At 64.8% G+C, this 13,648-nt stretch carries 13 protein-coding genes; 10 read left to right on the plus strand and 3 right to left on the minus strand.

Annotated elements, in window-relative coordinates; genetic code table 11:
- Window positions 1-30 precede the first annotated feature (30 nt).
- A complete protein-coding gene (locus Q0094_RS08330; protein WP_297617688.1) occupies window positions 31-1,263 on the plus strand; it encodes a CynX/NimT family MFS transporter in 1,233 nt (410 codons plus the stop codon).
- 125 nt (window positions 1,264-1,388) lie between these two features.
- Here Q0094_RS08330 and Q0094_RS08335 read toward each other — a convergent pair whose 3' ends face one another.
- The gene (locus Q0094_RS08335) at window positions 1,389-1,592 is read right to left on the minus strand and encodes a SlyX family protein (protein ID WP_297617691.1); all 204 of its coding nucleotides are present in this window, start codon (window positions 1,590-1,592) and stop codon (window positions 1,389-1,391) included.
- A gap of 127 nt (window positions 1,593-1,719) precedes the next feature.
- Between Q0094_RS08335 and hisS the strand changes: the two genes are divergently transcribed.
- Genes hisS through hisG form a run of 3 tightly spaced genes read left to right on the plus strand, consistent with a single transcriptional unit; the run spans window position 1,720 to window position 5,005 of the window.
- Window positions 1,720-3,210, plus strand: coding sequence for a histidine--tRNA ligase (hisS, locus tag Q0094_RS08340; RefSeq protein WP_297617695.1), 1,491 nt, complete (start codon window positions 1,720-1,722; stop codon window positions 3,208-3,210).
- Window positions 3,207-4,316, plus strand: coding sequence for an ATP phosphoribosyltransferase regulatory subunit (locus tag Q0094_RS08345; protein ID WP_297617698.1), 1,110 nt, complete (start codon window positions 3,207-3,209; stop codon window positions 4,314-4,316). The genes hisS and Q0094_RS08345 overlap by 4 nt, the downstream gene beginning before the upstream one ends.
- A complete protein-coding gene (hisG, locus tag Q0094_RS08350; protein WP_297617701.1) occupies window positions 4,313-5,005 on the plus strand; it encodes an ATP phosphoribosyltransferase in 693 nt (230 codons plus the stop codon). The genes Q0094_RS08345 and hisG overlap by 4 nt, the downstream gene beginning before the upstream one ends.
- Before the next feature lie 405 nt (window positions 5,006-5,410).
- Here hisG and Q0094_RS08355 read toward each other — a convergent pair whose 3' ends face one another.
- Complete coding sequence (locus Q0094_RS08355; protein WP_297617704.1) at window positions 5,411-5,848, minus strand: DUF1489 domain-containing protein; 438 nt, start codon at window positions 5,846-5,848, stop codon at window positions 5,411-5,413.
- A gap of 124 nt (window positions 5,849-5,972) precedes the next feature.
- On the opposite strand from Q0094_RS08355, the gene Q0094_RS08360 reads away from it, so the two are divergent.
- From Q0094_RS08360 to Q0094_RS08385, 6 genes are all read left to right on the plus strand, one after another.
- Window positions 5,973-8,246, plus strand: coding sequence for an adenosylcobalamin-dependent ribonucleoside-diphosphate reductase (locus tag Q0094_RS08360; RefSeq protein WP_297617707.1), 2,274 nt, complete (start codon window positions 5,973-5,975; stop codon window positions 8,244-8,246).
- Between the two features lie 100 nt (window positions 8,247-8,346).
- A complete protein-coding gene (locus Q0094_RS08365; RefSeq protein WP_366940244.1) occupies window positions 8,347-9,291 on the plus strand; it encodes a lipid A-modifier LpxR family protein in 945 nt (314 codons plus the stop codon).
- 277 nt (window positions 9,292-9,568) lie between these two features.
- Window positions 9,569-10,189, plus strand: coding sequence for a 30S ribosomal protein S4 (gene rpsD, locus Q0094_RS08370; protein WP_297617712.1), 621 nt, complete (start codon window positions 9,569-9,571; stop codon window positions 10,187-10,189).
- A gap of 81 nt (window positions 10,190-10,270) precedes the next feature.
- Window positions 10,271-11,692, plus strand: a complete 1,422-nt coding sequence (locus Q0094_RS08375; RefSeq protein WP_297617715.1) for a saccharopine dehydrogenase C-terminal domain-containing protein — start codon at window positions 10,271-10,273, stop codon at window positions 11,690-11,692.
- A 188-nt stretch (window positions 11,693-11,880) separates the two neighbouring features.
- Window positions 11,881-12,336, plus strand: a complete 456-nt coding sequence (locus Q0094_RS08380) for a hypothetical protein (RefSeq protein ID WP_297617718.1) — start codon at window positions 11,881-11,883, stop codon at window positions 12,334-12,336.
- A 73-nt stretch (window positions 12,337-12,409) separates the two neighbouring features.
- Entirely contained in the window at window positions 12,410-13,276 is an 867-nt protein-coding gene (locus Q0094_RS08385; protein ID WP_297617721.1) for a 50S ribosomal protein L11 methyltransferase, read from the plus strand.
- 40 nt (window positions 13,277-13,316) lie between these two features.
- Here Q0094_RS08385 and Q0094_RS08390 read toward each other — a convergent pair whose 3' ends face one another.
- Window positions 13,317-13,523, minus strand: coding sequence for a DUF1127 domain-containing protein (locus Q0094_RS08390; RefSeq protein ID WP_297617724.1), 207 nt, complete (start codon window positions 13,521-13,523; stop codon window positions 13,317-13,319).
- Window positions 13,524-13,648 lie beyond the last annotated feature (125 nt).

Genomic DNA, 13,648 nt, shown 5'->3' on the forward strand with positions numbered 1-13,648 from the left:
TCGGTCGCGCGCCCGCTTAGCGTCATGCCCATGAACGCCGCCCCCGCCGCCCCCCTCAGTCTCGACAGCCGTGCGTCATGGACCCGTCTTGGGCTGTCCTTGCTTGTCTCGCTGATCGGCAATGTCGGCATGTGGGCGATCATCGTGATCCTTCCGGCCGTGCAGGCGGAATTCGCCGTCGACCGGGCCGATGCGTCTTTGCCCTACACCCTGACGATGATCGGCTTTGCGCTGGGCAATTTCTTGATCGGCCGCGCCGTCGACCGCTGGGGCGTGGCGCGCTGCCTTGCGGGTTCGGCCGTGCTGATGGCGGCCGGATACGCCGTGGCCGCGCTGGCCCCCAACCTTGCCACGCTTTCGGCGCTGCAATTCCTGATCGGCTTTGGCACGGCGACCAGCTTTGGCCCCCTGATCGCCGATGTCAGCCAATGGTTTCTCAGGCGCCGTGGCATCGCGGTCGCGATCATCGCCTCGGGCAATTACCTGTCGGGCGCCTTTTGGCCACTGATCCTTGCCGATATCCTTGCCGGTCCCGGTTGGCGGACGGCCTATATGGTGATCGCGCTGACCACGCTTGTGGTGATGCTGCCCGCCACATGGCTGCTGCGCAAACCGCTGCCTGCCAGCGCGATGCAGGCCGCTGAAACCGCCGCAGCGCTCAAGGCGCGTGACAGCGGGCTGTCGCCGCGCGCGCTCACATGGTTGCTGGCGGTGGCGGGCATCGGCTGTTGCGTCGCGATGTCGATGCCACAGGTCCACATCGTGGCCTATTGCACCGATCTGGGCTATGGCCCGGCGGTGGGCGCCGAGATGCTGTCGCTGATGCTTATGGGCGGCGTTGTCTCGCGTCTGATCTCGGGGTTGCTGGCCGACCGTCTGGGCGGTGTCGTCACGCTCATCATCGGCTCAAGCCTCCAGATGCTGGCCTTGTTTCTCTATCTGCCCACCACGGGCCTGACGCCGCTCTATATCGTGTCCCTGATCTTTGGCCTGTCGCAGGGTGGCATCGTGCCGGCCTATGCGATCATCGTGCGCGAATATCTTCCCGCGCGTGAGGCGGGCGCCCGCGTCGGCCTTGTCATCATGGCGACCATCTTCGGCATGGCGCTGGGCGGCTGGATGTCGGGGCTGATCTACGACATCACCGGCTCCTATCGCTGGGCCTTTCTCAATGGCATTGCCTTCAATGCGCTGAATGTGGCGATCATGCTGGCGATCTGGATGCGCGCCCGTCCGCGCCACCCCCAGCCCGCGCCGGCCTGATCCCGCCTGACCCATGGCGCCCCGCCCCTGCCATCTTTGCTTTCCAAATACTCAAACTGGGGGAACGGCCACAGGCCGTGGGGGGCAACGCCCCCCGGACTGCGCGGGCAAGGTGTGCCGCTGATTTACCAGTGCGGGGGTTTTTGATCACCCAGCGGGATGGTGGCACCCTGATCGAGGCTGCGTTCGACCTCGCGCGCCAAAAGCATCTCGACCCGGCGCGTCAGCCGCGCGATGTCGGCGTCCTGGCGCGCCACGACCTCTGACAATTCATCGCTGACGCGCTCAAGATGCGCGATGCGTTCCTCGATTGGTCCCAGATCGCTCATGTTCAACCCCTGTTCGTCCTGTCTCTACCATCTGCTGCGCGCGTTCGCATCCCCCTGCCGCAGCCTTGCCGATCCCGCCCCCCTCCGCTAGACGAGGCGCGACGCCGACCCAAGGGATATGCCGCCCATGGCCCAAGATCGCAAACAGCCCCGCCCCAAGGCAGAGCCGCCCAAAGGGTTCCGCGACTATTTCGGCGCCGAGGTGCTGGAACGCCAGCAGATGCTCGATGCCATCGCGCGCGTCTATCACGCTCATGGCTTTGACCCGCTGGAAACCGCCGCCGTCGAAACCGTCGAGGCGCTGGGCAAATTCCTGCCGGATGTCGACCGGCCCAATGCCGGGGTCTTTTCCTGGCAGGAGGACGAGGGCGAGGGCGGCACATGGCTGGCGCTGCGCTATGACATGACCGCGCCCTTGGCGCGTGTGGCCGCGCAATACCGCAACGACCTGCCCAGCCCCTATCGCCGCTATGCCATGGGCCCTGTGTGGCGCAACGAAAAGCCGGGGCCGGGCCGCTTCCGGCAGTTCTACCAATGCGATGCGGATACCGTTGGCGCGGCATCCGTGGCCGCCGATGCCGAGATCTGCGCCATGCTGGCCGAGGCGCTCGAGGCCGTGGGGATCGAGCGGGGCGACTACATCGTGCGGATCAACAACCGCAAGGTGCTGAACGGCGTGCTCGAGGTCGCGGGGCTGTCGGGCGATGACAAGGACCATGAACGCGGCATCGTGCTGCGCGCCATCGACAAGCTTGACCGTCTGGGCGAAGCGGGCGTGCGCGCGTTGATGGGCGCGGGCCGCAAGGATGACAGCGGCGATTTCACCCAAGGCGCCGGTCTGTCGGCAGAGCAGGCCGATGTGATCATGGGCTTCATGGCCGCGCGCCGCGACACCGCCGCCCAGACAGTGGCGCGGCTGCACGACCTGGTCGCGGGCTCCGACATCGGGCGCGAAGGCGTGGCCGAGTTGGAAACGATCGCCGACCTCCTCGCCGCCCAGGGCTATGGCCCCGACCGCATCGTGATCGATCCGTCGGTCGTGCGGGGCTTGGGCTATTACACCGGCCCGGTCTATGAGGCGGAACTGACCTTTGAAATCCTCGACGAAAAGGGCCGTCCGCGCCAGTTCGGCAGCGTGGCGGGGGGCGGGCGCTATGATGATCTGGTCAAGCGCTTCACGGGGCAGGAGGTGCCTGCCACGGGTGTTTCCATCGGGGTGGATCGCCTGCTGGCCGCGCTGCGCGCCAAGGGGCGGCTGTCGGGTGCAACCCAGGGCCCCGTCATCGTCACCGTGATGGATCGCGACCGCATGGCCGATTATCAGCGCATGGCGGCGGATCTGCGCGCGGCGGGTATCCGCGCCGAGGTCTATCTGGGCAACCCCAGGAATTTCGGCAACCAGCTCAAATATGCCGACAAGCGCGGGTCGCCCGTGGCCATCATTCAGGGCGGTGACGAGGCCGCGCGCGGCGTGGTGCAGATCAAGGATCTGATCCTTGGCGCCAAGCTGGCCGGGGAGGCGACGCTGGAAGAATGGAAATCCCAGCCCGCGCAGGTTGAGGTGCCGCTGGCCGATCTGGTGGCCCGGACCCGCGCCATTCTGGATCGCCACAGGTGAGCGGGAAATCCGCCCTCCGGGCCGAGGCGGCGCGGCTTTTGGCCCTTTTTGTCGCGGCGGGCGCCACACCCGTCGAGGCCGATCTGCTGCTGCCCGCCGAAACGCTTCTGGATCTCTATGGCGAGGATATCCGCGCGCGCGCCTATGTGACCCATGACCCCGACCGGGGCGAATTGATGCTGCGCCCCGATTTCACCGTGCCGGTGGTGCAGATGCACATGCAGGGCGGCGCCGACCCCGCTCGCTATTGCTATCAGGGCGAGGTGTTTCGCACCCAGGCCGCCGGTTCCGGGCGGCCCAGCGAATACCTTCAGGTGGGCTATGAGGTCTTTGACCGCGCCGACCCCACCCGCGCCGACGCCGAAGTCTTCGCGCTGTTTGCCCGTGCGCTGGGCGCGCTTGATCTGCGTGCGGTGACCGGTGATATCAGCATTGTGTCGGCGGCCATCGACACGCTGGCCACGTCGGAGGCGCGCAAGGCCGCGCTGCGCCGGCATATCTGGCGGCCGCGTCGGTTTCGCGCGCTGATCGACCGGTTTACCGGCAAGCAACCTGCACCGCCCGCGCGCGCGGCCCTGATTGCGGCGATGGCGGCCAAGGGCGGCGAGGGCTTGATGGCCAAGGCCGGGCCCGAGATCGGCCTGCGCGCCCGCCAAGAGGTGACCGAGCGGCTCGAGGCGCTGCTCGCCGATGCCGCCACCCCGCCCATCCCCGCCCCTCAGGCCGAGGTGCTGAGCGCGATCCTGACCCTCAAGGCGATGATGCCGGACGCCCATGAACAATTGCGCGATATCTGTGTCGATCTGCCGGGGTTGCAGCCCGCCGTTGACCGGCTCGAGGCGCGGATGCAGGCGCTTGGCGCCGCCGGTGTCGATGTCGCCCATCTGCCGTTCGAGGCAAGCTTTGGGCGCACCACGATGGAATACTATGACGGTTTCGTCTTCGGGTTTCTGGTGCCGACCCGACCCGATCTGCCGCTGGTGGCATCGGGCGGGCGCTATGATGCGCTGACGCGGATTTTGGGGGCGGGGCGCGCCATTCCGGCGGTGGGCGGTGTGATCCGGCCGGAACTGGTGCTGCGGCTGGCCGCGGGAGGGGCGCCATGACGATCCGTTTGGCTGTGCCGTCCAAGGGGCGGCTGATGGAGAAAACCTTTGGCTGGTTCGCCGAGCGCGGGGTCGAGATGCGCCGCACCGGGTCCGAGCGCGAATATGCCGCCGCCGTTGATGGCGTGGATGTGGAATTGATGCTGCTGTCGGCGGGCGAGATCCCGCGCGAACTGGCCGCGGGGCGCATCCATCTGGGCGTCACGGGATCCGATCTTGTGCAAGAACGCATCCCCGCCTGGGATCAGACGGTCGAAGTGGTGGCGCCGATGGGCTTTGGTCATGCCGATCTGGTGATCGCCGTGCCCGCCTTCTGGATCGATGTCGCCACGCTGGACGATCTGGATGCCGTGGCGGCCGCCTTTCGGCGCCAGCATGGCTTTCGGCTGCGGGTTGCCACGAAATACCACCGCCTTGTGCGCGATTTCCTGCGCGAGGCGGGGGTGGCCGATTATCAATTGGTCGACAGCCAGGGTGCCACCGAAGGCACCGTGGCCCATGGCACCGCCGAGGCGATTGCCGACATCACCTCTACCGGTGAGACGCTGCGTGCCAATCACCTGAAAATCCTTGAGGATGGGCTTATCCACCGGTCCGAGGCGACGCTGTTTCGCGCGCGCGGCGCAGACTGGGGCGCGGTCGAAAAAGCGGCACTGGCCGATCTGGTCGCCCGCATCGGCGCAGCCTGAGGGCCGCCCCGGCCCTGACGCTGCGTCAGCGGCACCCGGACGGGTTGCCGCAACGCTGGCCCGGGATGGAACTTGGCCCCTGTCCCGGTTGTTGACACGAGGCGGCTGGCCTGTGTGGCGGTGCTGGCGGCGAGCGGGCGAAAGAAGACCATGATGGTTTCTTGCTGCCTGCGCTGTGCTGCCCTCGCATCCGCCACAGCGTCAGCCGACCCTGCACCCAAAGGCAAACCGCTTGATCCAGGCCGGGCTTCGCACATGGGCCCGAGGGCGCGCCCAACTTGCCCCTGCGGCGCGCAACGCAGGCTTGACGCCATGGCGTGACTGGTTGAGCCGATCAAGACCATGTTCGGCCCGCAACGGCCTTGCCGCCGTCAACAGCGTGAACGCCCGCATCACAAGCCGCAGCTAGAGCACGCCGATTTCCGCCAACGCCGTTTGCAGCGACTGGGGCAGGGCCTCTTCGGTTTCGCGGCCCTTGGGCAGGTCGCGCGGCGCATCTTCGGGTGACAGATAGCGCCAGCCCTGAAAGGGGCGCCTGGCCGTGGCAGCCACGCGGATCACTTGCGGGTTCAGGACGATGCCACACCGCATGATGCCGTCGTGACCGGTGATCTCATCAAGCCGCAAGATCGGCTGCCGGCACAGCACCAGCCCCTTGAACACCCAATAGAGCGCGCCGCCATTCAGCACCTCGCCCGCGCGTTTGGGCCACATGCGGGTGATGTGGCGCGGCAGGCCATCGGGCCCCTTTGCGCGGGCTGTTGCCTGCCAATCGGTCAGGTCTTCGACCCGTTCGGCGCCGACGCACAGCTTGATCAGATGGATTGTCCCCGACTTACCCACAGCTTGCTCCACAGATTCCCGAAACCCTACCGCATATCGTAGGACGTTCACGCGCCGCTGCAATCTGTTGAAGGATCGCACGGGTCGGGCTATGTAGCACATCTTCCCAAAGGAGCCACTTGCCATGTCGCGTTTCGCTGCCCCCATTGCCGAGCAAATCTGGGACATGAAATACCGTTTGAAACAGGCGGATGGCATGCCGCTGGACCAATCGGTCGAGGATACCTGGCGCCGCATCGCCCGCGCGCTGGCCTCGGTCGAACATGACACCGCGGAATGGGAAGATCGGTTTTACACCGCGCTCGAGGATTTCAAATACCTGCCTGCGGGCCGGATCGTGGCGGGGGCTGGCACGGCGCGGTCGGTGACGCTGTTCAACTGTTTCGTCATGGGCACGGTGCCCGACAGCATGGGCGGCATTTTCGACAATCTGCGCGAGGCGGCGCTGACCATGCAGCAGGGCGGCGGCATCGGCTATGATTTCTCGACCATCCGGCCCAAGGGGGCCGAGGTGCTGGGGGTTGCCGCCGATGCATCCGGGCCGCTTTCCTTCATGGATGTCTGGGATGCGATGTGCCGCACGATCATGTCGGCAGGCAGCCGTCGCGGCGCGATGATGGCGACCTTGCGCTGCGATCACCCCGATATCGAGGCGTTCATCGCCGCCAAATCCGATCCCGCGCGGCTCAGGATGTTCAACGTGTCCGTGCTGGTCACCGACCCCTTCATGGAGGCGGTCGCCGCCGATGGCCCGTGGGAGCTGGTCTTCGGGGGCCGCGTCTATCGCACCGTTCAGGCGCGCGATTTGTGGAACAAGATCATGCGCGCGACCTATGATTATGCCGAACCCGGCGTGATCTTCATCGACCGCATCAATGCCGAGAACAATCTCAACTATGTCGAGACGATCGCGGCGACCAACCCCTGTGGTGAACAGCCCTTGCCGCCCTATGGGGCCTGTTTGTTGGGGTCGATCAACCTGTCGCGGCTGGTCGAGGGGGCTTTTGGCCCCGATGCCCGGATCGATGCCGGCCGCCTGTCCGATCTGGTCGCACTGGCGGTGCGGATGATGGACAATGTCGTCGATGCCTCGCGCTTTCCGCTCGAGGCGCAGGCCGCAGAAGCGCGCGCCAAGCGGCGGATCGGGCTGGGTGTCACGGGTCTGGCCGATGCGCTGGCGATGGTGGGTCTGCGCTATGGCTCGGACGCTGCGGTCGAAATGACGGGCGAATGGTTGCGTCTGATTGCCAATGCCAGCTATCGCGCCTCGGCGCTGCTGGCGGCTGAAAAGGGGGCGTTCCCGCTTTATGACGCGGCGGCTTACGCCAAGGCGCCGATGATCTTGCGGCTTGAGCCTGATGTGCAGGCGCTGATCGCCCGGCACGGGCTTCGCAATGCGCTTTTGACGTCGATCGCGCCGACGGGCACGATTTCGCTGTTTGCGGGGAATGTGTCGTCGGGGATCGAGCCGATCTTTGCCAATTCCTACACCCGCAAGGTGCTGCAGCCCGATGGCACCCGCACCGAGGAAGAGGTGGTGGATTATGCCGTGGCGCTGTGGCGCGCGCGGATGGCCAGCGCGCCCTTGCCCGATCATTTCGTCACCGCCCAGACGCTTGCGCCGCTTGATCATGTGCGCATGCAGGCCGCCGCCCAGCCGTGGATCGACAGCTCGATTTCCAAAACCATCAACGTGCCCGCCGATATCGATTTCGAAAGCTTCAAGGATGTCTATGCCGCCGCCTATGCCAGCGGCTGCAAGGGATGCACGACCTATCGGCCCAATGACGTCACGGGAAGTGTCCTGACCGTATCCGAGGCCGAGGCCCGCCCCGAAGCATCCGCCGCAAGCGAGGCCGCCCGTGGCGAGGTCATCTATATGTCAGAGCCCCTGGATCGGCCTGCGGCCCTTGAGGGGCATACCTACAAGGTCAAATGGCCCGACAGTGAACATGCGCTCTATATCACCATCAACGATATCGTTCTGGCCGGCCACCGCCGCCCCTTTGAGGTGTTCATCAATTCCAAGAACATGGAACATTTCGCCTGGACCGTGGCGCTGACGCGGATGATCTCTGCGGTGTTCCGGCGCGGCGGCGATGTGAGTTTCGTGGTCGAGGAACTGAAAGCCGTGTTCGATCCGCGCGGGGGCGCGTGGATGAACGGCAAATATGTGCCCTCGATCCTTGCGGCCATCGGCGGTGTGATCGAACGGCACATGGTCTCGATCGGGTTCATCGCGGGCGAGGGGATGGGCCTGAAATCCGACCCGCAGGCCGAGGTGGTCAATCTGGGCCACAAGCCCGGCCCGGCCTGTCCGTCGTGCGGGCAATATGACATGCGCATGGCTGAGGGATGTCTAACCTGCAACAGCTGTGGTTATTCGAAATGCAGCTGACGGGCGGGTCCGCTTTGCCACATTCTTGCCTTATTTCATGCGATAATTAACGGTAATTTTAGGGTGGCGCGACGGCGCCGGCGCGCAGGGTGTATCAATGATGTCGATTTCGCGTCTTTTTGGGGCGGCTTTTCTTTGCTTGGGGGTGATTGCCCAAACTGCCGCTGCCCAAGACGGGCACAAGACTTTGGGATTGACATCGTTCTTTGCGAACGACGGCATCGGTGACGGTATCGTCAAATTTCCAAGCGACGGCGCGAACGATCGCTGGCGCAGCGCCGGTGTCGGGGTCCATGCGGTGCGCGGCGAAAGCTGGTCGGGTTCGCTGCCGATGCTGCCCTTCGAGATCATCGAGTACCGCTTTCGCCTTGAGGTGATGGCGCCAGATAACCTCAGGAGGCCCGATTCCGATGATCGGCTCTTCGCGGGCAGCCTTTGGGCGGGTGCGCATACCCATCTGGCGTGGCGTGGGTTCGAGGTGACGGCCGGGGCCGATCTGGTCATCACTGGCGAGCAGTCCGGCGTGCGCCGGTTGCAAGCCAACATCTACGATTGGCTGGGCGAATCAGAGGTCAATGTCGAAGACCATCAGGTCGACGATGGCATCTATCTGCACGGCACGGGGGAACTGGCCAAGACCTTGGCGATCGGCTGGGGCGAACTGCGCCCGTTTTTCGAAGTGCAGGCCGGGGTTGAAAACCTGTTGCGGGTGGGGGCCGATCTGACTGTTGGCGGTTTGGGACAGGGCGGATTGCGCATCCGCGAACCGATCACCGGCCAGCGGATCGCGTCGATTTCCACCATTGCCGATGGCGGCTGGTCCTTTCTTGCGGGGGCGGATGTGGCATTTGTGGCGCGTTCGATCTTTTTGCCGGAAAGCCGGGGTTATACGGTGGAACCCATGCGTTACCGGCTGCGGGCGGGGGCAAATTACGGTTTCGCCAACCGGAACCTGTTTTATGGTCTGACCTACATGTCCGAGGAATTTTCTGCCCAGACCGAAGGCCAGTTTCTTGGAACGATCAGCCTGATGCGGCGGTTCTGACGCAGCCCGGCGGGTGCCGCACCCGGCCCCGTCGAATGCGACGCAGGTGTGGCGCCTCCGCTTCCGTCCAAATCCCGCGCGCTGACGCGTCAAGCGCCGCCGCTTGCCCGGCATTGACACGCTGTCGGGTTGCCCCTAGAGACGCGGCTTGTCCTCGGCCCGTGATGGGCGGGGATTCCTATTGGTGTTGGTGGCCCCCGCAAGGGAATGCCTGTCGCCCCGGCAAAATCCGGGGAAAGGACAACGCCCTCTCGAACAACGAAGAGGAGATCAGACGGTGACCAAACGCACCTCTGCCAAGTATAAAATTGACCGCCGGATGGGCGAAAACATCTGGGGTCGTCCCAAATCCCCCCTCAACAAGCGCGAATATGGCCCCGGCCAGCATGGTCAGCGCCGCAAAGGCAAGGTTTCGGATTTCGGTCTGCAACTGCGCGCAAAGCAGAAGCTCAAGGGCTATTACGGCGACCTGACCGAAAAGCAGTTCCGCCGCATCTATACCGAAGCTGAACGCCGCCGCGGGGATACCGGTGAGCTTTTGATCGGTCTGCTCGAGCGCCGCTTGGATGCGGTCGTGTATCGCGCGAAATTCGTGGCGACCGTCTTTGCCGCCCGTCAGTTCGTCAACCACGGCCATGTCACCGTGAACGGTCAGCGGGTCAACATCCCCTCTTACCGCGTCAAGGATGGTGATGTGATCGAGGTGCGGCAGAAATCCAAGCAACTGGCCTTCGTGCTGGAAGCCGCACAGCTGGCCGAGCGTGACGTTCCCGATTACATCGAAGTCGATCACTCAAAGATGATCGCAACCTTCGTGCGCACCCCGGGTCTTGGCGATGTGCCGTATCCGGTCGTGATGGAACCCAAGCTCATCATCGAATACTACGCGCAGAACTGAATTTTCTGCACGCGATTGTCATGGGCCGTGCCACTATGGCGCGGCCCATTTGTTTGCTTGGTAACCTGACAGGAGGCCCGCATGGTGCAGACCCATCCCGTCTATGGCCGCATTGACGGACCCATCGTGATCATCGGATTTGGCTCGATCGGCAAAGGCACCTGGCCGCTGATCGAACGCCATTTCGACTATGATGCCGACAGGCTTGTGGTGATCGAACCCGATCCCGCACGGGCCAATTTCCTGCGCCAGCATCGGATTACCCATGTGCGCGATGCCCTGACGCCCGAAAACCACCGCGCTGTTCTGGGGCGGCTTCTGGAGCCGGGCCGGGGTTTTTGCGTCAATCTCAGCGTCGATGCGTCCTCGCTCGATCTGATGCGGTTTTGTCGCGAGATCGGGGTGCCTTACATCGACACGGTCGTCGAGCCATGGGCAGGGTATTATTTCGGCACCGCCGACAATGCGGCGCGGACCAATTATGCGCTGCGCCAGGCGGTGCGCGATGAAAAGATGCGCCATCCCGGCGGTACCACTGCGGTCAGTTGCTGTGGGGCCAATCCGGGGATGGTGTCGTGGTTTGTCAAGGACGCGTTGCTGACCTTGGCGAAAGACACCGGTCGGTCGGTGGCCGTGCCACGCGACCGCGCGGGCTGGGCCGGGTTGATGCAGGCGCTGGGCGTCAAGGGCGTGCATATCGCCGAACGCGACACCCAGGCCCGCCGCCAGCCGCGCCCGCGTGGCGTGTTCGTCAACACATGGTCGGTCGACGGCTTCATCGCCGAGGGTTTCCAGCCCGCCGAGCTGGGCTGGGGCACCCATGAGCCATGGTTCCCCGAAAATGGCTACCGTCATGACACCGGCTGTCAGGCCGCGATCTGGCTGGACCGGCCCGGCGCCATCACCCGCGTGCACAGCTGGTGCCCGACACCGGGGCCGCAATTCGGTTTTCTCGTGACCCATAACGAGGCGATTTCCATCGCCGATTACTATACCGTCGGCGCTGGCGCCGATCCTCAATACCGGCCCACCTGTCACTACGCCTATCACCCCTGCGATGACGCGGTCTTGTCCTTGCACGAGATGTTCGGATCAGGGCGCGCGCAGGACAAGCACCACATTCTGACCGCCGACGAGATCGTCGAAGGCATCGATGAATTGGGTGTGTTGCTCTATGGGCACGAAAAGAACGCACTCTGGTATGGCTCGCGGCTGTCCACGACCGAGGCCCGCGATCTTGCGCCCTATCAGAACGCCACCGGCCTTCAGGTGACATCGGCGGTTCTGGCGGGAATGGTGTGGGCCTTGGAAAACCCCAATGCCGGGATCGTCGAGGCCGATGAGATGGATCATGCGCGCTGTCTCGAGGTGCAGCGCCCCTATCTGGGGCCGCTCGAGGCGCATTACACCGACTGGACACCCTTGCAGGATCGGTGGGAGCTGTTCCCCGAGGATATCGACCCCGAAGAGCCTTGGGCCTTTCGCAACGTGCTGGCCAGTTGAGCCGCAACAGGGGTGATCCAATGGTGCCGCCTGCGGCGGCGTTGCCTTTGCCTCGCCCCGCCTTTGGCGGGTCTCAGGCGCGGGGGCGCTGGCGCCCTGCGCGGTTCGGGAATGATCAGGGGGCAGCCCCGCCCGCCTGCACGCTGGTGGGCAGGGATGGCATGGGCACAGCGGCGTAAGGGCGCGCCATGGCGCGTGGCGATACCCTGAAAACCTTGTCTCTGGCCGAAGCAGGGCGGCTATCGGTCTGCCGGCGGCCGGGCGTGCTTTTGGCGCTGATGCTGGAAAACAGCGGTCTTGGCATGATCTTTGTGCCTTACGCCGGGCTTTACCTGTTCGATTGGGGCCCTTGGATGGCGGGCGCGCTTCATGCGGTGAGCCATCTGTTCTTTGCGCTGTGGCCTGCGATGAAGACCTGTGTTCAGAAGATCGCGGCGCCCGGCAATATCGCCCCGACCGCGGCCATGGCCTTGACCTTGACCATCAACCACATCGCCGCGGTGTTCCTGCCCGCGGTATGGGGGTATCTGTGGCTCAGCGCGCCAGCGGCGGTATCGCTGGCGCTGGCGTGTCTGGTGCCGCGTCTTCCCGAACGCGGGCGCGAAACCGTGCTGTTGGGTGGCGTTGCAGCGCCCGCCCGGTAGCGTCGCCGTTGCCAAGCGTGACGCAAGCGCGTAGGTCCCGCCCAAGCATTTTTCGCGACAGGGATCTTGACCCATGCCCACATGGACAGCGCTGACCACATTGCCCGACAGCGACAAGGCCGAGGCGCTTGGTGCGGCGCTGGAGGCGCTGGAGCCAGAACCCACCGGCGTCGGTATCTTCGAGCTGGAGGATGGATCGGGCCTGTGGGAGGTCGGGGGCTATTTCTCCGTGGCCCCCGATGTGATTGCGTTGAGCATTCTGGCCGCGGCCCATGGCGCGCGCCCCTTTGCGGTGTCGGACCTGCCCGAGACCGATTGGGTCGCGCATGTGCGGCGCGAATTGCACCCTGTCGAGGCGGGGCGGTTCTTTGTCTACGGATCCCACGATGCGGCGGCCTTGCCGGCGGATCGGATCGGGCTGTTGATCGAAGCGGCCATGGCCTTTGGCACCGGGCATCACGGCACCACCAAGGGCTGCCTTGATGCATTTGACATGCTGTTGACCGACGATGTTGTGCCGCGCAACGTTGCCGACATCGGTTGCGGCACGGCTGTTTTGGCGATTGCGGCGGCCAAGGCGACGGATGCGGCGGTTGTCGCCTCTGACATTGATCCGCAGGCCGTTGAGGTGGCATGCGCCAATGCTGCCGCCAATGGCGTGGGCGGGCGGGTCGCCTGTCTGGAGGCGGCGGGGTTCGCGCATCCCGAGTTGGCCCGAAATGCGCCGTTCGATCTGGTTTTCGCCAATATCCTCAAGGGGCCGCTGATCGATCTTGCGCCCATGATGGCAACCCATGTTGCCCCAGCGGGGCATGTGATCTTGTCGGGTATCTTGATCGCGCAGGCCGATGAAGTCACGGCTGCCTATCATGGGGTGGGCTTTTGCTTGCGCGACCGCCGCGAGATCGGGGATTGGGCCACGCTGACCTTGCGCCGCTGAGGCGGCTTTGCCTGTGGCGCGTTGCGCCCACAGGCGGCGGTCAGTCGCGCCGATAGGTGCCGCGCGCGATATCGTCGATATCCCCGCGCACAAGCCCCAGATCATCAAGTTCCCGGTCGGTCAGGACCGACAGGCTTTTGCGGGTGACGCGGGCATCGTTCCAGGCGGCAATCCGACCGAACACATCAGCCAGCATCCGGGAAAGGCTCGAGCTTGCGCCAAGGGGGCGGGTTGTGATGATTGCCATGATTGTATCCTTGCGATGATCATCTTTCGGGGAACGGGGCGCACATCGGTTCGGCCCGTCTGATCAGAGGCTGCATCTAGATCGCCGGAAAGCGGCATTCAAGCGGCGTTTTCTGCATGGGACAC

This window comes from uncultured Roseicyclus sp. (assembly GCF_937892565.1).
GTDB lineage: Bacteria > Pseudomonadota > Alphaproteobacteria > Rhodobacterales > Rhodobacteraceae > Roseicyclus.

What these genes read in the sequence shown, in the direction of transcription:
- Q0094_RS08335 (WP_297617691.1), bottom strand. Translation starts at nt 1,592, where the DNA reads ATGAGCGATCTGGGACCAATCGAGGAACGCATCGCGCATCTTGAGCGC.
- Q0094_RS08380 (WP_297617718.1), top strand. Translation starts at nt 11,881, where the DNA reads ATGGCGCGTGGCGATACCCTGAAAACCTTGTCTCTGGCCGAAGCAGGG.
- Q0094_RS08390 (WP_297617724.1), bottom strand. Translation starts at nt 13,523, where the DNA reads ATGGCAATCATCACAACCCGCCCCCTTGGCGCAAGCTCGAGCCTTTCC.
- Q0094_RS08360 (WP_297617707.1), top strand. Translation starts at nt 5,973, where the DNA reads ATGTCGCGTTTCGCTGCCCCCATTGCCGAGCAAATCTGGGACATGAAA.
- Q0094_RS08385 (WP_297617721.1), top strand. Translation starts at nt 12,410, where the DNA reads ATGCCCACATGGACAGCGCTGACCACATTGCCCGACAGCGACAAGGCC.
- Q0094_RS08375 (WP_297617715.1), top strand. Translation starts at nt 10,271, where the DNA reads ATGGTGCAGACCCATCCCGTCTATGGCCGCATTGACGGACCCATCGTG.
- Q0094_RS08330 (WP_297617688.1), top strand. Translation starts at nt 31, where the DNA reads ATGAACGCCGCCCCCGCCGCCCCCCTCAGTCTCGACAGCCGTGCGTCA.
- hisS (WP_297617695.1), top strand. Translation starts at nt 1,720, where the DNA reads ATGGCCCAAGATCGCAAACAGCCCCGCCCCAAGGCAGAGCCGCCCAAA.
- hisG (WP_297617701.1), top strand. Translation starts at nt 4,313, where the DNA reads ATGACGATCCGTTTGGCTGTGCCGTCCAAGGGGCGGCTGATGGAGAAA.
- Q0094_RS08365 (WP_366940244.1), top strand. Translation starts at nt 8,347, where the DNA reads ATGTCGATTTCGCGTCTTTTTGGGGCGGCTTTTCTTTGCTTGGGGGTG.